The organism is Pleomorphomonas koreensis DSM 23070, from assembly GCF_000425185.1.
GTDB classification, from domain to species: domain Bacteria; phylum Pseudomonadota; class Alphaproteobacteria; order Rhizobiales; family Pleomorphomonadaceae; genus Pleomorphomonas; species Pleomorphomonas koreensis.
This window is the reverse complement of sequence record NZ_AULH01000001.1, coordinates 73,800-97,631: the sequence shown is the minus strand read 5'-3', so window position 1 is coordinate 97,631 and position 23,832 is coordinate 73,800. Positions and strand designations below refer to the sequence as shown.

18 protein-coding genes and 1 riboswitch are annotated in these 23,832 nt (G+C 67.8%); of the genes, 10 read left to right on the top strand and 8 right to left on the bottom strand.

The annotated features are described in order from the left end of the window. Positions 1 to 75 precede the first annotated feature (75 nt). The gene (pnp, locus tag H512_RS0100425; RefSeq protein WP_026781848.1) at positions 76 to 2,214 is read left to right on the top strand and encodes a polyribonucleotide nucleotidyltransferase; all 2,139 of its coding nucleotides are present in this window, start codon (positions 76 to 78) and stop codon (positions 2,212 to 2,214) included. 382 nt (positions 2,215 to 2,596) lie between these two features. Continuing rightward, the gene (locus H512_RS0100420; protein ID WP_026781847.1) at positions 2,597 to 2,872 is read left to right on the top strand and encodes a hypothetical protein; all 276 of its coding nucleotides are present in this window, start codon (positions 2,597 to 2,599) and stop codon (positions 2,870 to 2,872) included. Here the strand turns inward: H512_RS0100420 and H512_RS21920 are convergent. Then, positions 2,869 to 5,274, bottom strand: a complete 2,406-nt coding sequence (locus H512_RS21920) for an MGH1-like glycoside hydrolase domain-containing protein (protein WP_053239428.1) — start codon at positions 5,272 to 5,274, stop codon at positions 2,869 to 2,871. The two genes, H512_RS0100420 and H512_RS21920, sit on opposite strands and share 4 nt — an antisense overlap. Positions 5,275 to 5,324: 50 nt before the next feature. Beyond that, a complete protein-coding gene (locus H512_RS0100410) occupies positions 5,325 to 6,356 on the bottom strand; it encodes a LacI family DNA-binding transcriptional regulator (RefSeq protein ID WP_026781846.1) in 1,032 nt (343 codons plus the stop codon). Positions 6,357 to 6,662: 306 nt separating this feature from the next. Between H512_RS0100410 and yicI the strand changes: the two genes are divergently transcribed. After that, on the top strand, positions 6,663 to 8,981 hold the full coding sequence (gene yicI, locus H512_RS21915; RefSeq protein WP_053239426.1) for an alpha-xylosidase: 2,319 nt from the start codon (positions 6,663 to 6,665) through the stop codon (positions 8,979 to 8,981). 89 nt (positions 8,982 to 9,070) lie between these two features. On the opposite strand, the gene H512_RS0100400 is transcribed toward yicI, so the two are convergent. The 5 genes from H512_RS0100400 to H512_RS0100380 form a co-directional block, all read right to left on the bottom strand. Continuing rightward, entirely contained in the window at positions 9,071 to 10,138 is a 1,068-nt protein-coding gene (locus H512_RS0100400; protein ID WP_026781845.1) for an ABC transporter ATP-binding protein, read from the bottom strand. Continuing rightward, positions 10,135 to 10,962, bottom strand: coding sequence for a carbohydrate ABC transporter permease (locus H512_RS0100395; RefSeq protein ID WP_026781844.1), 828 nt, complete (start codon positions 10,960 to 10,962; stop codon positions 10,135 to 10,137). Before H512_RS0100395 ends, H512_RS0100400 begins: the two co-directional genes overlap by 4 nt. Next, complete coding sequence (locus tag H512_RS0100390) at positions 10,959 to 11,861, bottom strand: carbohydrate ABC transporter permease (protein WP_026781843.1); 903 nt, start codon at positions 11,859 to 11,861, stop codon at positions 10,959 to 10,961. The genes H512_RS0100395 and H512_RS0100390 overlap by 4 nt, the downstream gene beginning before the upstream one ends. 107 nt (positions 11,862 to 11,968) lie before the next feature. Continuing rightward, positions 11,969 to 13,198: an ABC transporter substrate-binding protein gene (locus tag H512_RS0100385; protein WP_026781842.1), complete on the bottom strand. Its 1,230-nt coding sequence runs from the start codon at positions 13,196 to 13,198 to the stop codon at positions 11,969 to 11,971. A gap of 486 nt (positions 13,199 to 13,684) precedes the next feature. Next, positions 13,685 to 14,362 (bottom strand): energy-coupling factor ABC transporter permease, encoded by a 678-nt coding sequence (locus H512_RS0100380; protein ID WP_026781841.1) that lies wholly within the window; start codon positions 14,360 to 14,362, stop codon positions 13,685 to 13,687. A 32-nt stretch (positions 14,363 to 14,394) separates the two neighbouring features. Further along, a riboswitch (cobalamin riboswitch) is annotated at positions 14,395 to 14,601 on the bottom strand. Positions 14,602 to 14,875: 274 nt separating this feature from the next. Between H512_RS0100380 and H512_RS0100375 the strand changes: the two genes are divergently transcribed. After that, on the top strand, positions 14,876 to 16,174 hold the full coding sequence (locus H512_RS0100375) for a solute carrier family 23 protein (protein ID WP_026781840.1): 1,299 nt from the start codon (positions 14,876 to 14,878) through the stop codon (positions 16,172 to 16,174). A gap of 241 nt (positions 16,175 to 16,415) precedes the next feature. Then, positions 16,416 to 16,568, top strand: coding sequence for a DUF3563 domain-containing protein (locus H512_RS26800; protein ID WP_156899263.1), 153 nt, complete (start codon positions 16,416 to 16,418; stop codon positions 16,566 to 16,568). Positions 16,569 to 16,679: 111 nt separating this feature from the next. On the opposite strand, the gene H512_RS21910 is transcribed toward H512_RS26800, so the two are convergent. Then, a complete protein-coding gene (locus H512_RS21910) occupies positions 16,680 to 17,756 on the bottom strand; it encodes a LacI family transcriptional regulator (RefSeq protein ID WP_053239480.1) in 1,077 nt (358 codons plus the stop codon). 449 nt (positions 17,757 to 18,205) lie between these two features. Between H512_RS21910 and H512_RS0100360 the strand changes: the two genes are divergently transcribed. The 5 genes from H512_RS0100360 to H512_RS21905 all read left to right on the top strand — a co-directional run bounded on the left by H512_RS0100360 (position 18,206) and on the right by H512_RS21905 (position 23,823). Then, positions 18,206 to 19,924, top strand: coding sequence for an ABC transporter substrate-binding protein (locus H512_RS0100360; RefSeq protein ID WP_053239425.1), 1,719 nt, complete (start codon positions 18,206 to 18,208; stop codon positions 19,922 to 19,924). 193 nt (positions 19,925 to 20,117) lie between these two features. Further along, positions 20,118 to 21,110 (top strand): ABC transporter permease, encoded by a 993-nt coding sequence (locus H512_RS0100355; protein ID WP_026781838.1) that lies wholly within the window; start codon positions 20,118 to 20,120, stop codon positions 21,108 to 21,110. Continuing rightward, entirely contained in the window at positions 21,107 to 21,994 is an 888-nt protein-coding gene (locus tag H512_RS0100350; RefSeq protein ID WP_026781837.1) for an ABC transporter permease, read from the top strand. The genes H512_RS0100355 and H512_RS0100350 overlap by 4 nt, the downstream gene beginning before the upstream one ends. 1 nt (position 21,995) lies before the next feature. Beyond that, positions 21,996 to 22,958, top strand: coding sequence for an ABC transporter ATP-binding protein (locus H512_RS0100345; protein WP_026781836.1), 963 nt, complete (start codon positions 21,996 to 21,998; stop codon positions 22,956 to 22,958). Next, a complete protein-coding gene (locus H512_RS21905) occupies positions 22,945 to 23,823 on the top strand; it encodes an ABC transporter ATP-binding protein (RefSeq protein WP_053239424.1) in 879 nt (292 codons plus the stop codon). The genes H512_RS0100345 and H512_RS21905 overlap by 14 nt, the downstream gene beginning before the upstream one ends. The last annotated feature ends 9 nt before the right edge of the window (positions 23,824 to 23,832 follow it).

Below are 23,832 nucleotides of genomic sequence, written 5' to 3'. Positions count from 1 at the left end.
CGCTTATCGGGGGAGCCTCTCGCCGTCTTGCCCGTGGGCTTCGCACGCCGGACCAGACAAGAACGGAACAAACGCATGTTCGATATCCAGAAAGTCGAGATCGACTGGGCCGGCCAGAAGCTGACGCTCGAGACGGGCCGCATCGCCCGCCAGGCCGACGGCGCGGTGCTCGCGACGCTCGGCGAGACGTCGGTTCTCGCCACCGTCGTCTCCGCCAAGGAGCCGAAGCCCGGCCAGGACTTCTTTCCGCTGACCGTCAACTACCAGGAAAAGGCCTTCGCGGCCGGCAAGATCCCCGGCGGCTACTTCAAGCGCGAAGGCCGTCCGGCCGAGCACGAAGTGCTGACCTCCCGCCTGATCGACCGGCCGATCCGGCCGCTGTTCCCCGATGGCTACAAGTGCGACACCCAGGTGATCGTCACCGTGCTCAGCCACGACCTGGAGAACGCGCCGGACGTGCTGGCCATGGTCGCCGCCTCGGCGGCGCTGACCATCTCCGGCGTGCCCTTCATGGGCCCGGTGGGCGCCGCCCGCGTCGGCCTGATCGAGGGCGCCTACGTCCTCAATCCGCCGGTCGACAAGATGGCCGATTCGAAGCTCGACCTGGTGGTCGCCGGCACCGGCGACGCCGTGCTGATGGTGGAATCGGAAGCGCAGGAGCTTGACGAAGACACCATGCTCGGCGCCGTGATGTTCGGCCACCGCGGCTTCCAGCCGGTGATCGACGCCATCATCCGCCTGGCCGAGCGCGCCGCCAAGGAGCCGCGCGACTTCGTCGCCAAGGACATGTCCGAGGTCGAGACCGCCGTGCTCGGCATCGCCGAGCAGGATCTGCGCGCCGCCTACAGGATCACCGCCAAGCAGGAGCGCTACGCCGCCGTCGACGCCGCCCGCGCCAAGGTGATGGGCGAGCTGTTCCCGGAAGGCGCCGAGCCGCGCTTCGACAAGGAGACGGTCTCCAACGTCTTCCATGACCTGCAGGCCAAGATCGTCCGCTGGAACATCCTCGACACCGGCAGCCGTATCGACGGCCGCGATCTCGCGACCGTGCGGCCGATCGTCGCCCAGGTCGGCGTGCTGCCGCGCGCCCACGGCTCGGCGCTGTTCACCCGCGGCGAGACGCAGGCGCTGGTGGTGGCGACCCTCGGCACCGGCGAGGACGAGCAGTATATCGAGACGCTGGAAGGCACTCGCAAGGAACGCTTCCTGCTGCACTACAACTTCCCGCCCTTCTCGGTCGGCGAGACCGGCCGCATGGGTTCGCCCGGCCGCCGCGAAATCGGCCACGGCAAGCTGGCCTGGCGCGCCATCCATCCGGAGCTGCCGGCCCATCACGAGTTCCCCTACACCATCCGCGTGGTGTCGGAGATCACCGAGTCGAACGGCTCGTCGTCGATGGCCACCGTCTGCGGCTCGTCGCTGGCGCTGATGGACGCCGGCGTGCCGCTGAAGGCGCCGACCGCCGGCATCGCCATGGGCCTGATCAAGGAAGGCGACCGCTTCGCGGTGCTCTCCGACATCCTCGGCGACGAGGATCACCTCGGCGACATGGACTTCAAGGTGGCCGGCACGGCCGCCGGCATCACCTCGCTGCAGATGGACATCAAGATCACCGGCATCACCGAGGAGATCATGAAGGTCGCCCTCGCCCAGGCCAAGGGTGGCCGCGAGCACATCCTCGGCGAGATGTCCAAGGCGCTGACCGGCGCCCGTTCGTCGATCGGCGAGCACGCGCCGCGCATCGAGGTGATGAAGATCAACCCCGACAAGATCCGTGAAGTGATCGGTTCGGGCGGCAAGGTCATCCGCGAGATCGTCGAGAAGACCGGCGCCAAGATCGACATCCAGGACGACGGCACCGTCAAGTTCGCCTCGTCCGACCTCAAGGCGATCCAGGCCGCCATGAACTGGGTGAAGGGCATCGCCGCCGAGCCGGAAGTCGGCGCCATCTACGAGGGCACCGTGGTGAAGTGCGTCGACTTCGGCGCCTTCGTCAACTTCTTCGGCACCCGCGACGGCCTCGTCCACGTCTCCCAGCTCGCCCCGCAGCGCGTCCAGAACGTCAAGGACGTCGTCAAGGAAGGCGACAAGGTGTGGGTGAAGCTGATGGGCTTCGACGAGCGCGGCAAGGTCCGCCTGTCGATGAAGGTGGTTGACCAGGCCACCGGCCAGGAGATCAAGCAGGACGACAAGGGCGAGCCGAAGGCCGAGTGACCTTCCCGTCCTGACGAACGACATGCGGCCGGCGCGGGACCCCCCACGCCGGCTGTTTTCTTTTGCCTCAATCGCCGGTGGCTCCGGCTCTCGTGCTTCCGTTCTGCTTTGCGGCTTTGGGTGTCCGGCCGCATCGGCGGAATTCGGGGCTGCCGCCCCGATCCCCGCGCGGGAGGCGCAGCCTCCCGCACCCACCAGCTTTTTGACAAGAAAACCGGAGGTCCGGAGGTGGAACCTCCGGATGGGTCCGGGCGATAGCCCGGCTTGCGGCTTCGGGCGATTTGCCGTTTGGAGCCGTCCGCACTTGACAGCGGGGCGCCGCTGGCCCTTGATGCGCGCCAACGAACGGCGGCCGCCACGGCCGCCCACAGGACTTCATGCCATGCTGGTCAATGCCGACAACCTGCCCCACGAGGTGCGCTACACCAAGACCGACGCCGTCATCTCGGCGATCGGGGCGACGCTGCTGATCGTCTCCGAGATGCTCGGCGCGCTGGTGGCCTTCGCCTGGGCGGTCGGCAGCATGCTCGGCCTCAGCGAGACGCCGATCGTCATCTTCGTCTGCGTCATGTCGGTGCCCGGTCTGGTGCTGTCGCTGACGCTGACCCGCCGCATCCTGCGCGTCGAGCACAGCTTGCGCGACAGCGGCAACTTCTAGCCGATCCTGACGAGATCGAGGGCGCGGATGTCGGCGTCGTTCAGCGGGCCGCTCATGCCGCCCGGACTGATGTAGTTTGCGTTCGATTCCAGACAGCTCATGTTGAAGAAATCGCTGACCTCGACCCGGTAGCGGCCGGCGGCGAGCCGCAACGGCAGCGCCGTCGAGCGGCGAAGCGGGTTGACCGGCGTCATGTGCGGCATCTCGACGACGCCTGAACCCACCTTTTGCCCCTCGGCATCGAACACCTCCACCGTCTTCACCGCGTTGGTGACGCCGGTCTGAATGTGGAAGCGGTGGTTGCGGTAGAGGAAGGCCAGCCGGTAGTCGCCGGCCTCAGGCACCGTCACCTCGGCGAAGACCAGCCGCCCGTCCCGTCGCTCGACGCCGGCGCCATCGACGCCGATGGTAACGACGGCACCCTCCTCGATCGCCGCCTCCCGCGACGGATGCGAGGCGTTGCCGGTGTCGGCGAAGCGCGCGACGACGCGATAGGCGCGGCGGATGCCGGGCCGGAGCGGCGCGGGATCGAACCAGACGCCATCGGCAAGATTGCGCGCCGCCACCTCGCCGTCGCGCAGCACGCTGAAGCGCAGCGGTTCGCGCCGGCCGGAGCGCGGCGCCTGTCCCTCGAAATTGAGCCGCACCCGGCCGTCCTCGACGACGAGGTCGGTGATCACCGGCTCGCGCGGCGAGAAAACGCGCGGGTCGTCGTGGGTTAGGGCGTCGACGGTGGGGATCATGGCGATCTCCAGGCCGTCCGGCACGAGATCGCCGAAATGGACGTCGAGGCGGCTGCCGTCGCGCAAGCAGGCGTCGGCGATGACGCCGTCGACCGTCTCGCCGTCGAGCCGTACCTCGCGCAGGGCAAAATGGCCGCGGCGAGCGTCGCGCGGCGGCAGATGCAGAACGATCGACAGCCGGCGGCCGTGGTGGACGAGGCCGTGCAGTTCTGCCTGCCCGCCGCCCAGCCGGTCGCGGACATGGGCGGTGAGGAAGGGGGCGAGACGGAGGCCGTCCGCGTGCGGCCGGTAGCCGAACACGGCCTTCGTCACCATGCCGAGATAGCCGCCGACCGACCATAGCTGACGGCGCGAGGAGATGACCGGGCCGTCGTCGAAGGCCGACTTGCCGGTCAGCCATTCGAGGTTCTCGACGTTGTCGAGATGCAGCGCCGCGCCGCGGACCAGCGAATCGAAGGCGTGGTCGAAGGCGGCGACCACCCCGGCCTCGGCGGCGGCCAGCAGTTCGTAGGCGGTGACGAAGGGCCAGATGGCGCGGTTGTGATAGCAGGCGACGTCCGGCTGGGCCGGGTAGCAGACCGGCACGCCGAACGGCACATGCGGATACGTGGCGAGGATGCGTCGCGCCCGCCTGCCGTCGGCGACGCCGGTCAGGATGGCCAGCGCGAGGCCGAGCATGTCGAACTTTTCGACCGGTCGCGCCGGGCTGTCGGGCGTGGTGATCGAGGCGTAGAGGCCGTGTCTCTCCAGCCAGAAGCCGCGGTCGATCGCCGTCCGGAGGTCGGCGGCCCAGCCGGCGTAGCGGCGGGAAAGGCCGTCGTCGCCGCGCTCGGCAGCGAGACGGGCGGCAAGGCTCAGCGCCTTGAAGTGGCAGGCGTTGGTGGAAAGCGCCTTCGATGTGGCGATGGCGGTGAGGTCGTCGATCACCCAGGGGGCGTAGGTCTGGTCGCGCCAGTCGAGGAACGATTGCTCGCCGCGATAGAGGCCGTCGGCGGCATCCCAGGCGGCGAGACGGTCGGCCTCGACGGTGCCGGACAGCGCCCGGAAGGCGGTGGCGGCGAAGGCGGCGCGGGCATCGCCATGCAGCGTCGCCAAGAGCGCCTCGGCGCCGAAGGCCCATGAAACGCGGTCGGTGCTGACCGGCCAGCTGCCGCCCGAGCCGGTGTCCTGGACGATCTGCAAGCCGTCGGCCGGCAGCGCTGGCGGCGCGAGACCGTCGCGGAAGGCGCTGACCTTGTAGAGCAGCGTGGTGGCCGCCCGTTCTGGGTCGAGGGCGGCGAGGCCGAGATGGACGGCATAGGCGGCGTCGCGCGTCCAGACGTAGGTCCACTTCTCGCCGGTCTCGAAACAGTCGCAGGCAATCGGCTCGCCGTGGCGATAGGCGCCGTCGCGGATCGACGACACGGCATTGAGGCGGGCATCGTCGATCGCCTGGGCGTGGAGGGCGTCGAACAGCGGCGAGCCGGTGACGACGCGCGGCTCGCCCGGCCGCTCCTCGATGCGGCGGCGGCGCGGCCCGTCGTCGCGCTGCGGCGCGGTGGTGATCATCTCGAAGATGCGGCGGCCGTCCCCCAGCGTCGCGACGCGGACATCGACCGCCTCGTCGCGGCCAGCCGGCTCGGTCGGATAGGGCGGAAAGGACAGGCTTTCTTCACGCATGGGACTCTCCGGAGCCACGAATCGGCGGCTTCGGGAAATCTATGCCGCCGTCATCGCAGCAGGAAGCCGTCGCTGTCGCGGCCCACCAGTTCCCAGGGCCAGACCTCCTGCACGAGAGCGCCGCCGTAGCTTTCGGCAAAGCGCGGCATGGCGGCGAGCAGCGCCTCGGCAAGGCGGCGGCCGAGGCTGTAGAGGTCGATGCGGAAGCAGGTGAGCGGCGGCGCCATGAACTGGGCGATGGTGGTGTCGGCCGAGCAACTGAGGATGGCGATATCGCGGCCCGGCTGCAGGCCGGCCTCCGCGAGGCAGGAATAGGCACCGACCACCGCCCGGTAGTGCGGAAAGATCACCGCCGTCGGCGGCGCGTCGAGGGCGAGGAAACGGGTCATCGCCTGGTAGCCGCCCTCCTCGTGGGTGTCGGCCTTGATCATCAGTTCTTCGTCGACGGCCAGGGCGTGGCCGGTGAGTTCGCGCCGGTAGGCGTCGCGCAGCATGGTGTCGAGCATGTAGCCGGGATCGCCGGTGACCAGCGCGATGCGCCGGTGGCCGAAGCCGGCCAGACGGTCGACGGCGGCCCGCATGGCGAAGTCGAAATCGAGGTCCATCCAGGGATGGCTGCCGCCGGACCAGGAGCGGCCCATGGTGGCGAAGGGGAAGCTGCGGCCGGCCAGGTAGTCGAGACGCGGATCGTCGTCGCGCGTCTCGGCAAGGATCAGCGCATCGGCCTGACGGCGCTCGACGATGCGCTTCACCCGGTCGAGCATGTCGAGGCCGGGCTTGTTGAGATGGATGACCAGATCGAGGCCGTGCTCGGAGAGCCGGTCCTGGATGCCGCGCGACAGCTCCATGAAGAACATGGTGTCGGTCTTGGACGAGAGATCGGTGGAGAGCGGCAGCGCCACGACGTTGAGCGTGCCCTGGCGCAGGCTGCGGCCGGCCTGGTCGGGCGCGTAGCCGAGCGCCGCCGCCGCCTCCAGCACGCGCTTGCGCGTTTCGGCGTTGACCTCAGGGTGACCGTTCAGCGCCCGCGACACCGTGCCGATGGAGATGTTGAGATGGCGCGCCAGCTCCTTGATGCCCAATCCCTCGCCCTCCGCATCCAGCGCCGGAGCCCATTCCGGAAAGGCCGACCATCCGCCACCCGTCTTTCAGCAGAAATGCGGCGGTCGGGCAATAGGCGGAATGCCCGGTGCCGCCGGAGAAACCTGCCCTTTGCCGATATCCGCGCCGATACAAAAGCCCTTTGACAGGCGGCGCCGGCGCCGCTATCGTCGTAAACGTTTACGGAATAGAGGAAGGCCGTGGAATCGCAAGACCCACGAAGGTCTTGGCGACGAACGGCCGGCGCGCGCTCCCCGCCCGGCGGAGCGCGCCGGGGAGGACGGTTGATGAAGTTCAGCGACGGCAACTGGCTGCTGCCGGAGGGGATGAACATCCTCAATCCGCACCATGTGCATGCGGTGAGGGTCGAGGAGCGCAAGGCAGAGGTGCTGGCGCTCGCCGTGCGCGGCCGCGGCCGGGCCGACCAGATCAACGCGCCGACCCTGACGCTGACGCTGACCGCGCCGATCGAGGGCGTCATCGGCGTCCGCATCGAGCACCACCGGGGGGCGGCAAAGCGCGGCCCCGTCTTCGAGCTGTTCTCCGACGAGGATTTCCGGCCGGTCATCGACGACGGCGACACCGCCCTCGCCTTCACCTCCGGCGGCCTGACGCTGACGATTCCCAAGGACGGCACCTGGCGGACCGAGGTGACGCGCGGCGGCAAGCGGCTCACCGGCACCGGCCCGCGCGAGACCGGCCACGCCAGCGTCGCCGTCGAGCCGCCGCACGTCTTCGAGCGGCTCGACCTCGAGGTCGGCACGCTGGTCTACGGCCTCGGCGAACGCTTCTCGCCTTTCGTCAAGAACGGCCAGAGCATCGACATCTGGAACGAGGACGGCGGCACCTCGACCACCCAGGCCTACAAGAACATCCCGTTCTTCCTGACCAACCGCGGCTGGGGCCTGTTCGTCGACGATCCCGGCCGCGTCGGCTTCGAGGTGGCGTCGGAGAAGGTGTCGAAGGTGCAGTTCGCGGTGACCGGCGAGGCGCTGCAATATTACCTGATCGACGGCCCGACGCCGAAGGCGGTGCTGGACCGCTACACCCGACTGACCGGCCGGCCGGCGCTGCCGCCGGCCTGGTCGTTCGGCCTGTGGCTGACGACGTCGTTCACCACTGACTATGACGAGGACACCGTCAATGCCTTCGTCGACGGCATGTTCGAGCGCGACATCCCCCTCCACGTCTTCCATTTCGACTGCTTCTGGATGCGCGGCCTGCACTGGTGCGATTTCGAGTGGGACCCGGCGGTGTTCCCCGATCCCGAGGGCATGCTGAGGCGGCTCAGGGACAAGGGGCTGAAGATCTGCCTCTGGATCAATCCCTATATCGCCCAGGCGTCGAAGCTGTTCGACGAGGCGGCGGAGAAGGGCTACCTCGTGAAGCGGCCGGACGGCGGCGTCTGGCAATGGGATCTCTGGCAGGCCGGCCAGGCCATCGTCGACTTCACCAATCCCGAAGCGGCGGACTGGTACGCCGGCCATCTGCGGCGGCTGATCGCCATGGGCGTCGACGCCTTCAAGACCGATTTCGGCGAGCGCATCCCGACCGACGTCGTCTGGCACGACGGCTCGGACCCCGAGCGGATGCACAACTCCTATTCCTTCCTCTACAACAGGATCGTCCACGACGCGCTGGTCGAGACGCGCGGCGAGAGCGTGCTGTTCGCCCGCTCGGCCACGGTCGGCGGCCAGCGCTTCCCCGTCCACTGGGGCGGCGACTGCTATTCCGACTATCCGGCGATGGCCGAGACGCTGCGCGGCGGCCTGTCGCTCGGCCTCTCCGGCTTCGGCTTCTGGAGCCACGACATCGGCGGCTTCGAGAACACCGCCGAGGCCGATGTCTACAAGCGCTGGTGCGCCTTCGGCCTCCTGTCCAGCCACAGCCGCCTGCACGGCTCCAAGTCCTACCGCGTGCCCTGGCTGTTCGACCAGGAGGCGGAGGCGGTGCTGCGCGACTTCACGCGCCTCAAGTGTTCGCTGATGCCCTATCTCTACGCTGCCGCCGTCGAGGCGTCGGCGACCGGCGTGCCGATGCTCAGGGCGATGCTGCTGGAGTTCCCCGACGACCCCGGCGCCGAAACGCTCGACCGGCAGTTCATGCTGGGTCCGTCATTGCTCGTCGCACCGGTGTTCGATCGGGACGGCGAGGTGACGGTCTACCTGCCCGAAGGCCGCTGGACGCAGCTTCTCACCGGCGAGGTGGTGGACGGCCCGGCCTGGCGGCGCGAGAACCACGGCGTCATGAGCCTGCCGCTCTACGTGCGGCCGAACAGCCTCGTCGCCTTCGGCAAGGACGACAGCCGGCCGGACTACGACTACGCCGACGGTATCACCTTCGCCCTCTATCAGCTCGCCGACGGCGCCTCCGCCACGGCGACCGTGCCGGACCATCGCAGCGGCGCGCCGGCGCTGAAGCTGACGGTGCGGCGCGACGGCGACGTGCTGACCGCGACGCCCGACCGCGACCTCCCCTATGCCCTCCGCCTCGTCGGCGTGCCGCGCATCGTCGCGGCCGATGGCGGCGACGACTTCGAGCAGCGTTCCGGCGGCGCCACCCTCCGCGCCGCCGGTCCGCTTCGGATCACACTCCCACCGGCCTGACGGCCGCGCCTTCTCCACGGCGATCGATCCGAAGCAGGAAAACCCCGGAAGCGCCGCTTCCGGGGTTTTTCTTCAAACCTGGAAATCGATCAGAGCCGCTGTTCCGTCTCCGCGTCGAAGACGTGGACGCTGGCATCGTCGAAGGCGAGGCCGACCCGATCGCCGCTGGCGACCGCCCGGCGGCCGGTTTCCACCACCATCAGCTCGGGCGTCGTCGCCGTGCTGACGAAGGTGGTGAAGCCGGTCGATTCGGTGAAGGCGACGGCGGCAACGAGGCGGCCGTCGCCGGGCGCGGTCAGCGTCAGGTGCTCGGGCCGGATGCCGATCAACACCCGCGCGCCGACGGGCGCGGCGACGGCGACGGCAAGCTCGACCGGACCGGCGCCGAGGTCGACGGTCACCCTGCCGCCCTCCTCCACCGTCGCGGGAATGAAGTTCATGGCCGGCGAGCCGATGAAGCCGGCGACGAACTTGTTGGCCGGCTTGTCGTAGAGGTCGAGCGGCCGGCCCTGCTGCTCGATGACGCCGGCCCGCATGACGACGACGTGGTCGGCCATGGTCATCGCCTCGATCTGGTCGTGGGTGACGTAGACCGAGGTGGCGCCGAGCCGGTCGTGCAGGGCGCGGATCTCTTTCCGCATGTGGACGCGCAGGGCGGCGTCGAGATTGGAAAGCGGCTCGTCGAACAGGAAGGCCTTGGGATTGCGGATGATCGCCCGGCTCATGGCGACGCGCTGGCGCTGGCCGCCCGACAGTTCGCGCGGATAGCGGTGCAGGAGGCCGGAGAGGCCGGTGGTGGCGGCCACCTCCCCGGCGGCGCGCTTCCGCTCGGCCTTGGAAACGCCGTGCACCTTCAGCGAATAGGTGAGGTTCTCCTCCACCGTCATGTGCGGATAGAGGGCGTAGCTCTGGAACACCATGGCGACGTCGCGCCGACGCGGCGGCAGGGCCGTCACCACCTCGCCGGCGATCGAGATGTCGCCGCCGGTGATTTTTTCGAGACCGGCCAGCGAGCGCAACAGCGTCGACTTGCCGCAGCCCGACGGCCCGACCAGCGCCACGAAGCTGCCCTTGTCGATCGCAAGGTCGATGTCCTTGAGGGCGTGGAAGGCGCCGTAGTATTTGTTGACGCCGGAAAAGACGATCTGCTTCATCACTTCAGGGCTCCGGAGGTCAGACCGGAGACGATGCGCCGCTGCAGCAGCACGAAGGTCGCCAGGATGGGAGTGACGTAGATCGAGGCGAAGGCCATGATCCGGTTCCATTCGTTGGTGTTGGGGCCCATGAAGGCGTTGAGGCCGACCGAGCTGGGTTGCAGCTCGATCTCCTGGATCAGCGACTTCGAGTAGACGAACTCGCCGAAGGCCTGCATGAAGATCAGGATGGCCGAGACGAGGATGCCGTTCCTGGCCAGCGGCAGCACGATCGACCAGAAGGCGCCGGCCCGCGAGTTGCCGTCGACCAGCGCCGCCTCCTCCAGCTCCATCGGCACGCTCATGAAGGTGGCGCGCACCAGCACGATGAAGAAGGGCATGCTCTTGGCGGCGATCGCCAGCACCACCGCCGTGCGCGGGAAGTCGAGGAGGCCGGTCAGCGTGAACAGCACGAAGATCGGCGTGATCATCAGCGAGGCCGGCAGCACCTGCAGCATCAAGACCAGGAACAGGCCGACGTCGACCCAGACGTTGCGGTAGCGGGCGAGCACATAGGCGGCGCCGGTGCCGAGGCAGGCGATCAGCGCCACCGAGCCGGAGGCGATCACCACCGAGTTCCACAGGAACTGCGCCATGCCCTTCAACTGGAACACGAAGGGGAAGATCGCCCATTGGGGTTCGTCCGGCCAGAAGGAGGGCGGCGTCCTGAACATCTCCGAGCCGGTCTTCAGCGCGGTGATGTACATCCAGTAGAGCGGGAACAGGTAGACGGCGGCGAGCGCCAGCGCGACGAGAAGCAGCAGCCGGTTGCGGAAGGTCTCGCTCATCCTCGCACCTCGTGACGGGTCGACCGGACGTAGTAGACGGAGGCCAGCATCACCACGGCGATCATGATCACCGAGATGGCGGCGCCCTTGGCGAAGTCGTATTGCTTGAACGACAGGTCCCAGGCCCAGTATTGCGCCACGTTGGAGGCGTTGTTCGGCCCGCCGGAGGTGATGGCGGCGAACAGGTCGAACTGTTGCAGCGTGAAGATCAGGCCGAGCGAGATCAGCGCGCCGATGGTCGAGCGCATCATCGGCAGGGTGATGGTCCAGAAGCGGGTCAGCGCGCCGGCGCCGTCCAGCTCGGCCGCCTCGTAGAGATCGGCCGGGATCGACGACAGGCCGACCGACAGCAGGATCATGTTGAAGGAGGTGCCGAGCCAGATGTTGGCGATGATGACGCTCCAGAGCGCGAACGTCGGGTCGGAGCGCCAGAACACGTTGCCGGAGATGACGTGCAATTCGCGCAGCACGAAGTTGAAGACGCCGAAGTCGCCGGAGAGCAGCCAGTTCCAGACGGCGCCGACGACGAGGCCCGGCATCACCCAGGACACCAGGAACAGGCCGCGCAGCCAGGAGGCGCCGGGGAAATCCAGCCAGAAGAACAGGGCGAGCGCGAAGCCGAGGAGGAACTGGCCGGCGATGGAGGCGGCGAGGAAGGTCGCCGTATGCCCCATGATCGGCCAGAATTCCGGCTGGGCGACCAATTCCCGGTAGTTCTGGAAGCCGACCCACGGGCGGATGAAGCTGCCGAGGCTGAACATGTCGACGGCCTGGAAGCTCATCACCACGTTGTAGACGAGCGGCAGGCCCGACAGCACGATGAGAAAGGCCAGCGGCACGCCGATCAGGCAGAGGTCGAAGCCGCGGCCGTCGACGAGGCTGGAATAGAGGCGTCGCATCGGTCCTCCCCACGTCCGCCCCGGCGGCGGGCACGGAGCTTTGCCCCGGCGGGCGATTGCGGTCAACGGGCTGGCGCCCCGGCCAAAGCCGGAGCGCCGTCGGGGGATCAGCCGAGGATGCCCTTGATGGTGGCGGCCGCCTGGTCGAGCGCGTCCTTGGGGGTCGCCCCGCCGGTCAGCGCCGACTGGATGGCGTCCTGGATGGCCTTGGATATCTTCATCCAGTCGGGATGCGGCCCGCGCGGCTGGGCGTATTTCAGCTGCTCCATGAACACCTTGACGGCCGCGTCCTTCTTGGCGTCGCCGGTCGGCGGGATCTCGACGTTGGCGCGGGCGGCGAGCTGGCCCCACACGGGGAACACGCGCGGGTCCTGCGAAACGAAGTATTCCAGCGCCTTGAAGGCTTCGTCGGGATGCTTGGAACTCTTGAAGATCGCCCAGTTGAAGTCGCCCATGGCCGACGAGCGCGGCGCGCCGGCTTCCGGCACCGGCAGGAGCGCCACGCGCCAGTCGAACTTCGCCTCCTGCGACATGCGGTTGAGCTCCCACGGCCCGGAGATGACCATGGCGGCGTTGCCCGAATTGAAGGTGCCGGTGGAATCCCACTGGCCGCGGGTCAGCGTGTCGGGCGAGGCGAGCTTCTCGTCGAGCAGCGTCTTCCAGATGGAGAGCGCGCGGACGGCGCCGTCGGTGTTGATGTGGTCGAAGCCGCCGCCGGTCATCTGCGCCCAGGGCAGGAACTGGAAGGTGCCTTCCTCGCTGGCCTTGGCCGAGAAGGCGATGCCGTAGACGTTGCTCGCCGGGTCGTTCAGCTTGCGGGCGGCGTCGACCAGCTCGTCCCAGGTCTGGGGCGGCTTGTCGGGATCGAGGCCCTTCGCCTTGAACAGGTCGGCGTTGTAGTAGAGGGCGATGGTGTTGGTCGCCTTGGGCACGCCGTAGAGCTTGCCGTCCCAGGTGACGGAGGCGAGCGGGCCGGGGAAATAGTCCTCCTTGTGGATCACTTCCGACTTGGCGATGCGGTCGGTGAGGTCGAGGAAGACGCCGTGCGAGGCGAACAGCGCGTGCTCGGGATTGTCGATGGCGATGATGTCGGGCGCCTGGCCGGTCGAATAGGCGCGCATCGCTTCCGAGGTGACGTCGTCGAAGTGGATCTGGCGATAGACGACCTTGATGTCGGGGTTCTTCTCGCCGAATTCCTTGGCGAGGTTGAGGCCCGGCTGGCGTTCATCGTCCTGGCACCAGATGGTGATGGTGACGGGATCGGCGGCGTGCGCCGCCATGCCGAGCGCCGCGGCGCCGGCGTAGAGCACCGCCCCGAGGATTGCCGATGTCTTCATGCTCCCTACTCCTCCTGCTCTCCGGTGGCCGACGGACGGCGCCGGCGGGAGCGAAAGCGGACGGCGATCCGGCAGAACACCCAAGGTCGCGACAAGGTGCAACCCATCGTTCGCCATACATGCCGGCCGGCATGCGATGACGCTCGAAACACCCCGTCCGACAGGGCTCTCCTCCCTGCCTTTCAGCTTGTCCACTTGCTCCCGTAAACGTTTACGACGTTATGCGGAAAGGTTTGCGGCTGTCAAGACCGCCGGAGGTCGGGCGTCTCGGACGGGCGGGTGAGCGCCGCGTGGAAGTGGGAGACCGGCCGGCGTGACGCCGGCGCGGAAGGGCCTAGCCGTCCGGTGATCCGGAGCGGCGACGGCGCGGCGTCAGCCCGACAAACGCGGCGTTTTCCGGGGAAATCAGACACGCGAGCGAATGGCAGGAGCGGCGGTCCGGACGGGTCCGGGCGCCCGCCGCTCCGGGATGGTCCATGGCAACCGTCAGGCGGCGTCGTAGAGACGGCGTTCGACCAGGAAGCTGCCGCGCAGGCCGTGCAGCAGCTTGGCGCCGGCCAGCACCGCCAGATCGACCAGCGGCTCGACGAGGATCACCAGCATGTAGGCGCCGCCGAACGAACTGATGGCGGCGAAGTTGTCGACGGTGAAGCCCTGGCCATAGAAGGCCCAGAAACCGACCCAGGCGACGATGCCCGCCTGGTAGGCGGTGGAGAGGGCCAGCGCCTGCCGATATTTCAGTTCGACATAAGGCGTCGCCGGCGCGATGACCAGGCGGGCAAGCGCCGCCAACCCGAACAGCGGCACCAGCAGCGTGGTGACATTCATGCCGTATTGCGGCAGGTCGAAGGGGGCGAAGAACAGCCCCTGGATCAGCAGGCCGAGGGCCAGGCCGAAGGCGGCCGGCGCGGCGCCGAGGATCAGGAACAGCGTCGATCCCAGGATGAGATGCACCTCGGACACGCCGACCGGGTAGTGCGGCAACACTTCGAAGAAGCAGAAGACCAGCGCCGTGGCGGCAGCGCTGCGCAGGCCGAGCGACAGGACGCCGCTGTCGCGGGCCGTCCGCCACGCGAGCCTCAGGCCGTAACCGGCGGCGCCCGCCGCCGTCAGATAGCTGAGCCACATTTTGCCGTCGGCCACCAGGCCGGGTTCGATATGCATGTCCATCTCCTTTTCCGTCTCACCCGACGGAAGCCGATCATTGCCGCAAGGCCGGTCTCCTGGCTCGTGGATCGCCGTCTGCCGTCCGCCTTCCCAGGGGTTTCCCGGTGGCGCCTTGGACGGAGACTCACCACGCACAGTCGCGGGGGCGGCCGGGGCTTCGGATGCAATCCGTTCCCCGTTCCCGTTTCATCCCGGCGGCGGCATGCCGACGGAACACCTTGCATGCCTCATCTGCCGGCAGGCGCCTTTCCCTGTCAACGGGGCTGGCGGCGACGGCTCCTGCCACAAAGCCGGCCGGTACTGATTTTTCTGTGGATTACCAATAGGTTGAATTCTGACCATCTGGTCAAAATGTACGTTTTCATGTTCAGAATCAGCACCTCATGCACCGAGCCGCCGACAGCGGCCGTATTCGGCTGCTCTTTCGCCTTTGCCGAGCTTGGGGATAGTGACGATCTCGCCTTTCCACGCGGCCGTCCGGGGGACGCCGCATCACAAGACGAGATGATCATGACAGACAGCCCAGCCGAAGGCTGGTTTCCGCGCTGGAAGCCGACCACCGCCGACCGCGTCGCTCCCGATGAGCGGCTGCCCTGGCCGCAGACCCTCATCGCCGGTTTCCAGCACGTGGTCGCCATGTTCGGCTCGACGGTGCTGGCGCCGATCATCATGGGGTTCGACCCCAACGTCGCGGTGCTGTTCTCCGGCATCGGCACGCTGATCTTCTTCCTGGTGGTCGGCGGCCGCGTGCCGTCCTACCTCGGCTCGAGCTTCGCCTTCATCGCCGTGGTGATGGCCGCCTCCGGCTATTCCGGCACCGGCGCCAACATCAACATCGGCGTGGCGCTCGGCGGCATCATCGCGGCCGGCGCTCTCTACGCGCTGATCGGCCTCGTGGTCATCAAGATCGGCTATGGCTGGATCGAGAAGCTGATGCCGCCGGTGGTGACGGGCGGCATCGTGGCGGCCATCGGCCTCAACCTGGCGCCGATCGCCGTCAAGGGCATCTCGGCCACCGGCTTCGACCGGGTGGTCGGCCTGATCACCATCGTGGCGGTGGGCGCCGCCGCCGTCTACGCGCCGGGCATGCTGCGCCGCATTCCGGTGCTGATCGGCGGCCTCGTCGGCTACATCATCTACTGGCTGGGCGCCGCTCCGTTCGGCGATGCGCCGATCGACTTCGCGAGACTCGACGCCGCGCCGTGGTTCGGCATGCCGTCCTTCACCGCCCCGGTCTTCTCGACCAGCGCCATGGCGCTGATCGCGCCGGTGGCGATCATCCTGGTCGCCGAGAACCTCGGGCACATCAAGGCGATCGGCGCCATGACCGGCCGCAGCCTCGATCCCTACGTCGGCCGGGCCTTCCTGGGCGACGGCCTCGCCACCATGCTGTCCGGCTCGTTCGGCGGCACCGGCGTCACCACCTACGCCGAGAACATGGGTGTGATGGCCGTCACCCGCATCTACTCGACGCTGGTGTTCGTGGTGGCGGCGGTGATCGCCATCCTCCTGGGCTTCTCGCCGAAGTTCGGCGCGCTGATCGGCACCATCCCCGGCCCGGTGATCGGCGGCCTCTCCATCGTCATCTTCGGCCTGATCACCGCCACGGCCGGCCGCATCTGGGTGGAGAACAAGGTCGACTTCTCCGAGACCAAGAACCTGATCACCACGGCGGCGGCGGTGATCGCCGGCGCCGGCGACCTGACGCTGAACATCGGCGGCTTCACGCTGGGCGGCATCGGCACCGCCACCTTCGGCGCCATCCTGCTCTACGCGCTGCTCGACCGCGGCCCGAAGACCGCCGACTGACGCCTTTCCGGCCATGCCGGCGCCCGCCGGCCGTTCCGGAAGCTCCGGGGCGGCCGGCGGGCTTTTTCTTGTCCGCTGCCGGCCCGTCTCGGGAAAACTGAAGCTCACCACAAGAAAATACGAATCGCGGCAGAGGCTTGCAGGTCTTGGACAGGCGAGGCGACGGCGTTATATTCGGGGTGCAAAGAAAAGATGAGACCAAGGGTTCCGGGATCGCCCGGAACAGGAAAGGAAGACGATCATGTTCGGCAATCTCAAGCGCCTCGCCAAGACCTTCCGCGCCCCGGCCGCCGGCGAGCGCGAGCTGGTGTACATCGCCGCCGCCACCGATCGCTACGACCTCGAAGCCCGCGAGCGCCATGTGGCGCGCGGCAGCTACGCCTTCGGCGGCTGAGCCGCCCGCCCGCAAGGGCACACCGATCGCGGCCGACCACCCCGGCCGACGCCGAGCGCTCGATTTCCCTGACCGGATCGGGCGCTTTGCCGTTTCCGCGGCGTGCGCCGGTCAAGCGCCACCGACGGCCGCCTTTTCCTTCGTTTCCACCGGCGTTTCCACCGGCATTTCCGCCGGGGCCGCCAGCCGCGGCACGTCGAGGAAATGGATGCCGACGTCGGCGGTGCCCTCGATGCGGCCGACGATCGCCTCGGCGAGCCAGCGCCCGGCAGCGCGGAAATCCTCGTGCGCCGTCTCGATGGCCGGCCGGAACTTCCGGAACAGGTTGGAGGATTCCTTCACCACCACGTCGAAATCGCGGCCGAGCACCAGACCGGCGGCCTCGGCGCCGGCGGTGGCCGACAGCGCCGCCACGGCGCTGCCGCAGACGAAGCCGTCCGGACGTTCCCCGCTTTCGATCAGCCGGTAGATCTCGGCCTGGATCAGTTCGTGCGGACTGTCGGTGTCGATGGCGCCGAACGGAATCTCCCTGAGGCCCAGGGCCTTGACGCCGCGTTGGAACCCGGCGGCCATGTGGCGGGCATAGGTCAGATGCGGCGGCGGCCCGACCAGCGCCAGGGAGCGGCGGCCGAGGCTGGCGAGGCGCCGCACGGCGCTTTCCGCATAGGCGTCGTTGTCGAAGTCGAAATAGGGATGCTCCAGCCCCATGTCGGTGCGGCCGTGCGTCGCGAAGGGCACGCCGCGCTCGGTGAGGAAGCGGACGCGGGCATCGTCGGGCTCGATGCGCGCGAACAGGATGCCGTCGGCGGTACCGGCCTCGACGATGTTGCGCACCGGGCCGAGCGGATCGGCGGCCGGATCGTGCAGCATGACCACCAGCTGGTAGGTCGAGGCCGACAGCGCCTCGGAGATGCCGTAGATCAGCTGCGAATTGATGCCCAGCTCCTCCGATTCGGTGGCCAGCACCAGCGCGATGACGTGGCTGCGCCCGGTCCGGAGACGGACGCCGGCCCGGTTCGGCTGGTAGCCGAGCTGCTCGGCCAGGAAGCGGACGCGCGCCTTGGTCTCCTCGCCGATGTCCGGCGCGTCGTGCAGGGCGCGCGACACCGTCGTCACGCCGAGACCGGCGAGGCGGGCGATGGTCTTCAGCGTCGGCCGGCGGCCGGCGCGCATCTCTTCGTCAAGCATTGTCTCGCCGTTCAAGGGCTGTTTTCCGGTCGCCGCTTTCGGCGCCGCTCCTCCCGAACTGTCATCCTATCTCCCTTTGGCGAAGAACGAAACGGAGGCTTGCGTATCGTTGCGCGTTTCGCTAAGTCTACTGTAACGTTACAGATCGAGAGTGCCGCGGGCAGCCCGCGGGAGGCGCTTGGGGCAGGCCGCCGCGTATCCGACCGGATCCTGGAGAAGATTCGCAAGGAAAAACAAGGGCTTGCCGGGGTTGGGAATGAATGGGGGCAGTCCCTGCCCTTGTTCCGCCGTTGGCTTTCCGGTCGGATCGTTTGGGTGCTCCCCTTTTCCTGACCGTCGACGCCGACAGCCCCGGCCCGACAACCGGCTCCCGGCAGAAACGCCCGTCGAGAAGATCTTCGGAGGTGGCGAGGAGGTCGCCGCCGCAGGAGGAGGAAAGGGAGGAATCTATGTCCTTTGCTATCGATCGCCGCACCTTCGCGGTGGTGACGGCCGCCGCGCTGATGGCCACGGTGGCCGGCTCGGCGCTCGCCCAGTCGGGCGAGTATCCGCGCAACGAGACGCTCTACATGAGCGGCGCCCAGTGGGGCAACATCGTCGGCTTCAACCCCTATTTCGGCAATTTCGCCAACGGCTTGGTCGGCCTCGTCAACGAGACGCTGTTCCGTTACGATCCGATCGCCGACAAGTATATCGACTGGCTGGCCGAGAAGGGCGAGTGGGAGAGCGACACCGTCTACAAGGTGACCATCCGCTCGGGCATCAAGTGGAGCGACGGCGAGGACTTCACCGCCGAAGACGTCAAGTGGAACATCGACCTCGGCAAGCTGCCGACCATCTGGTGGAGCGACCTCTACAAGTCCATCAAGAGCGTCGAGACCTCCGGCAACACCGTGACGGTGACCTTCGACGGCACGCCCAACTACCAGGCCTGGCAGAACGCCGTCTGGAACATCCCGATGATGAAGCCCTCGCAGTGGAAGGACCACGCCACCGAGGCCGAGATCACCTCCTGGACGCCGGACGCGCCGATCGGCACCGGCCCCTATGTGTTCGACAAGTCCGGCTACGACCCGACCACCCGCGTCGTCTGGACCAAGACGCCGGACGGCTGGTGGGCGTCGAAGGCCGGCATCTCGCCCGACCCAAAGCCGAAGTACATCATCGACCTCGTCAACTCCTCGAACAACGTGGCGCTCGGCCTGCTGCTGGCCGGCCGCCAGGACCTCAACAACAACTTCCTGCCGGGCGTGGCGACGCTGATCGCCGGCGGCTACGGCCTGCACACCTATTACGACAAGCCGCCCTACATGCTGCCGGCCGTCACCTCCTGGCTGCTGCCCAACACCAAGAAGGCGCCGCTCGATGACGCCGCCTTCCGCCGGGCGCTGGCCTTCTCCATCAACACCGACCAGATCGCCAAGGTCGACTACGGCAACGTCGTGCTGCCGGCCAGCCCGACCGGCCTCCTGCCGGTGTGGGACAAGTACATCGACCAGGCGGCGGTGAAGGAGCACGGCTTCAGCTACGATCCCAAGAAGGCGGCCGAGATCCTCGACAAGGCCGGCTACAAGAAGGGCGCCGACGGCTTCTACCAGACGCCGAAGGGCGAGCCGATCGACCTGAAGATCGAAGTCCCGTCGGGCTGGTCGGACTGGATGCAGGCGGTGCAGATGATCTCGGCCGACGCCAAGGAAGTCGGCATCAAGATCACGCCGAAGTATCCGGACTTCAACACCTACCAGTCGTCTCGCAACACCGGCAATTTCGATCTGATGATCGAGAATTCCCAGCCGCTCAGCGACACGCCCTACACCTACTACCGCTACCTCTACCAGCTGCCGATCCTGAAGTCGCAGACCAACTACAACTTCGCGCGCTTCGAGGACAAGGAGGCCTGGGACCTCACCGTGGCGCTCGCCAAGACGCCGCGCTCCGACATCGACAAGATGAAGGAGATCACCGGCAAGCTGCAGGTCCGCTTCATGGACGAGCTGCCGATGATTCCGCTGTGGTACAACGGCGCTTGGGCGCAGATGAGCACCACCACCTGGACCAACTGGCCGGCCGACGGCACCGACCGCCAGTTCATCCCGATCTCCTGGCGCGGCTGGTTGCAGATGACCGGCCTCGACACGATCACCCACCTCGAGCCGGCCGGCCAGTGACCGGCAGGCGGGATCCGGCCTCAGCCGCCGGGTCCCGCATGCGTCGCTCCCGCATCCCGGCGGACGTGCCGCCGGGATGCTCCGCCCCGCCCGATCGACAAGGTTGCCGGCGCCCACGGGCGGCCGCGGCAGCGCGCCGCGACCGCTCCTTCGGGGGATCGGCCTTTTCGTCGCGATTTCCGGAGCCCCGACCGTGCTGCGCTACCTTGCCCGGAAGCTGTTCATCTATCTCCTGACCTTCATCGTCGCGGTGACGATCGACTGGGCCATCCCGCGCTTCATGCCGGGCAATCCGGTCGACGCGCTGGTGTCGCGCATCGCCATGATGCCGGATGCCAACGCGGCGCTGACCTCCTATTTCATGGCCGCCTTCAACCTCGACCAGCCGCTGTGGCAGCAATACTTCAATTTCTGGAAGGCGCTCTTCAACGGCGACCTCGGCCGCTCGATCATGCTGTTCCCGACGCCGGTGACCACGCTGATCGGCCGCGCCCTGCCCTACACGCTCGGCCTGCTGCTGCCGTCGATCTTGCTCTCCTGGTACGTCGGCAACATGGTCGGCGCGCTGGCCGCCCGCCGCAAGATCCTCGACAACACGGTGCTGCCGCTCGGCTACCTGCTCACCGCCACGCCCTACATGTGGCTCGGCATCCTGCTGGCCTGGCTCCTCGGCTCGGTGCTCGGCTGGTTCCCGCTGGCCTTCGGCTACGACCAGGCGCTGAAGGCCGAGTGGACGTGGCGCTTCTTCGGCAGCCTGGTGTTCCACTGGGTGCTGCCGTTCGCCTCGCTGTTCCTGGTGGCGCTGGGCGGCTGGGCGATCGGCATGCGCAACATGATCATCTACGAGCTGGAAAGCGACTACGCCAACTACCTGCAGGCGCTCGGCGCGCCGGCGCGCCTCGTTCGCAAATACGCCTTCCGCAACGCCATGCTGCCGCAGATCACCGGCCTCGCCCTGCAACTCGGGGCCGTGGTCGGCGGCGCGCTGGCCACCGAGATCGTCTTCTCCTATCCCGGCCTCGGCTGGCTGGTGCTGTCGGGCATCCAAAACCAGGACTATTTCGTCATCCAGGGGGTGTTCCTGTTCATCATCGTCGGCGTGCTCTTGGCCAATCTCATCGTCGACATCGTCTACGTCGTCGTCGACCCGCGCACGCGTGTCGGCCTGCAGGGAGACGCCGCATGACCAGCACCGACAGCGCCGCGCCGGCCGCCGCCGGCAAAACCCACGGCAACGAGTTCCTCTATTTCGCCAGCCGCAACACCAAGCTGGTGATCGGCACCGTCGTCTTCGTACTGTTCCTCCTCGCCGCCATCTTCGGACCGATGCTGGCCGCCTACCAGCCGATGACCTTCGACGCGCCGCCCGGCCTGCCGCCATCGGCCGAGCACTGGTTCGGCACCACGCTGTTCGGGCAGGACGTGTTCTCGCAATTCGTGCACGGCCTGCGCTCCAGCTTCATCGTCGGCGCGCTCGGCGGCATCACGGCGGCGGCGATCGGCATGTTCGTCGGCTTCTTCGCCGGCTATCGCGGCGGCCTCGTCGACGAAGTGCTGAACATGCTGACCAACGTCGTGCTGGTCATTCCCACCTTCGCCGTGCTCCTGGTGGTCGCCGCCTATCTCTCGGTGCGCGGCCTCGGCACCGAGGCGCTGTTCATCGGCCTCACCTCCTGGCCGTGGGCGGCGCGTGCCATCCGCGCCCAGACCTTCTCGCTGACCTCGCGCGACTTCGTCGATATGGCCCGCCTCAACGGCGAGGGCACGTTCCGCATCATCTTCGGCCAGATCGCGCCGAACATGAGCTCCTATCTGGTGATGACCTTCATCCTGCTGTTCGGCGGCGCCATCCTCACCGCCGCCATGCTCGACTTCATCGGCCTCGGGCCGACCGACGGCATCTCGCTCGGGCTGATGATGAACTATTCGGTGATGAACGCCGCGCTGCAACTCGGCATGTGGTGGTGGTTCGTGCCGCCGGGCCTCGCCATCACGGGAATCGTCGGCTCGCTCTACGTGATGAACGTCGGCCTCGACGAGGTGTTCAATCCCAAGCTGAGGGCGCTCTGACATGCTGGCGGTATCCGACCTCAGGATTCACTATCGGACGCTGTCCGGCTCGGTCAAAGCGCTCGACGGCGTCAGCTTCTCGGTGGCCGACGGCGAGATCATGGGCCTGGCCGGCGAATCGGGCTGCGGCAAGTCGACGCTCGGCAAGGCGCTGATCCGCCTCGAGGAGCGCATGCAGTATGTCGGCGGCGAGGTGTCGCTCGACGGCGCGGCGCTGCCGATCGCCGACGACAGGGCAATGGTGCCCCACCGCTTCCGCAAGATTTCGATCGTGCCGCAATACGCCATGAGCGCGCTCAACCCGACGCGCCGCATCGGCCGGATGATCGACGAGTTGCTCGATTCGCGCGGCATCAGGGGAGCGACCCTCAGGCCCGAGCTGGAGCGGCGCCTCGCCATCCTCGGCCTTGCGCCCGACGTGCTCGGCATGTACCCGATCGAGCTGTCCGGCGGCATGAAGCAGCGCGTCGTCATGGTGCTGTCGACGCTGCTCGACCCGTCGCTGCTGATCGCCGACGAGGTGACCTCGGCGCTCGACGTCGCCTCGCAGAAGAAGGTGGCCGGCGCGCTGGTGGAGTTCCGCGACCGCGGCTTCGTCAAGTCGATGATCGTCGTCACCCACGATCTGGCCATCCTCGCCCAGATCGCCGACAGCATCCTGATCATGTATGCCGGCAAGCTGGCCGAGAAGGCGCCGACCCGCACCATCATCGAGGCGCCGGCCCATCCCTACACGCGCCTCCTGCTGGGCTCGCTGCCCGAGGTGGGCATCCGCTTCGAGGAACGGCGGCTGCCGGGCATCAAGGGCCGGCCGCCGTCGCTGCTGGCGCCGCCGCAGGGCTGCCGCTTCCGCGATCGCTGCCCCCTGGCCTTCGACAAGTGCGCCGTGGAACCGCCCTTCGTCGAGATCGCCCCCGGCCATCAGGTCGCTTGCTGGAAGGCGGACGCCCATGCTGAAGGTTGAGAACGTCTCCAAGCTCTACCGCTCCGGCGCCTTCGGCGGCAAGAAGACGCGCGTCATCCACGACGTCGACTTCGAGGTGAAGCCGGGCGAGGTGGTGTCGCTGATCGGCGAGAGCGGCTCCGGCAAGACCACGGTCGGCCGGATGATCCTGCGCCTCACCTCGGTCAGCGAAGGCCGCATCACTTTCGACGGCGAGGACATCTCGACGCTGAAGGGACCGTCCCTCAAGGCCTATTACCGCCGCGTCCAAGGCGTGTTCCAGGACCCGTTCAGCTCGTTCAACCCGATCTTCAAGGTCGGGCGCGTCTTCCGCACGCTACGCCGCGAGTTCCTGGCCGACCTCGACGACGCCGCCTTCGCGACGCGTCTGACCGGCGCGCTCAATGCCGTCGGGCTCGAGGTGGCCGCCCTCGACAAGTATCCGCACCAGATGAGCGGCGGTCAGTTGCAGCGCCTGTTGATCGCCCGGGCGCTGGTCCTCGACATCCGCCTGCTGATCGCTGACGAGATCATCTCGATGCTCGACGCATCGACGCGCATCGACGTGCTCAACCTCCTCGGAGACCTCAAGCAACGGGGCCTGTCGATCATCTTCGTCACCCACGATCTGGCGCTCGGCAACTATATTTCCGACCGCATCGTCATCCTGCAGAAGGGCGCCATCGTCGAGATGGGGGCGACCGAGGCGGTGTTCGGCGATCCGCAGCACGCCTACACGCGCGGCCTGATCTCCGCCGTGCCGCAGTTGCACCGGCGCTGGAGCGACGCCGAGCTGAAGGACCTCGGCCTCGTCGCCGACACGGCACGAGCCGGCGGCCGGCTGGTCGCCTATCGGGAGAACCACGCGGTGCGCGTCTATTTCTGAGCCGCGCCG

Coding starts and splice junctions, on each gene's coding strand:
- H512_RS26800 (WP_156899263.1), top strand. CDS start 16,416: ATGTTCGGCAATCTCAAGCGCCTCGCCAAGACCTTCCGCGCCCCGGCC.
- H512_RS0100390 (WP_026781843.1), bottom strand. CDS start 11,861: ATGCGACGCCTCTATTCCAGCCTCGTCGACGGCCGCGGCTTCGACCTC.
- yicI (WP_053239426.1), top strand. CDS start 6,663: ATGAAGTTCAGCGACGGCAACTGGCTGCTGCCGGAGGGGATGAACATC.
- pnp (WP_026781848.1), top strand. CDS start 76: ATGTTCGATATCCAGAAAGTCGAGATCGACTGGGCCGGCCAGAAGCTG.
- H512_RS0100345 (WP_026781836.1), top strand. CDS start 21,996: ATGCTGGCGGTATCCGACCTCAGGATTCACTATCGGACGCTGTCCGGC.
- H512_RS0100420 (WP_026781847.1), top strand. CDS start 2,597: ATGCTGGTCAATGCCGACAACCTGCCCCACGAGGTGCGCTACACCAAG.
- H512_RS0100380 (WP_026781841.1), bottom strand. CDS start 14,362: ATGCATATCGAACCCGGCCTGGTGGCCGACGGCAAAATGTGGCTCAGC.
- H512_RS0100350 (WP_026781837.1), top strand. CDS start 21,107: ATGACCAGCACCGACAGCGCCGCGCCGGCCGCCGCCGGCAAAACCCAC.
- H512_RS21910 (WP_053239480.1), bottom strand. CDS start 17,756: ATGCTTGACGAAGAGATGCGCGCCGGCCGCCGGCCGACGCTGAAGACC.
- H512_RS0100395 (WP_026781844.1), bottom strand. CDS start 10,962: ATGAGCGAGACCTTCCGCAACCGGCTGCTGCTTCTCGTCGCGCTGGCG.
- H512_RS0100375 (WP_026781840.1), top strand. CDS start 14,876: ATGACAGACAGCCCAGCCGAAGGCTGGTTTCCGCGCTGGAAGCCGACC.
- H512_RS0100360 (WP_053239425.1), top strand. CDS start 18,206: ATGTCCTTTGCTATCGATCGCCGCACCTTCGCGGTGGTGACGGCCGCC.
- H512_RS0100385 (WP_026781842.1), bottom strand. CDS start 13,198: ATGAAGACATCGGCAATCCTCGGGGCGGTGCTCTACGCCGGCGCCGCG.
- H512_RS21905 (WP_053239424.1), top strand. CDS start 22,945: ATGCTGAAGGTTGAGAACGTCTCCAAGCTCTACCGCTCCGGCGCCTTC.
- H512_RS21920 (WP_053239428.1), bottom strand. CDS start 5,274: ATGCGTGAAGAAAGCCTGTCCTTTCCGCCCTATCCGACCGAGCCGGCT.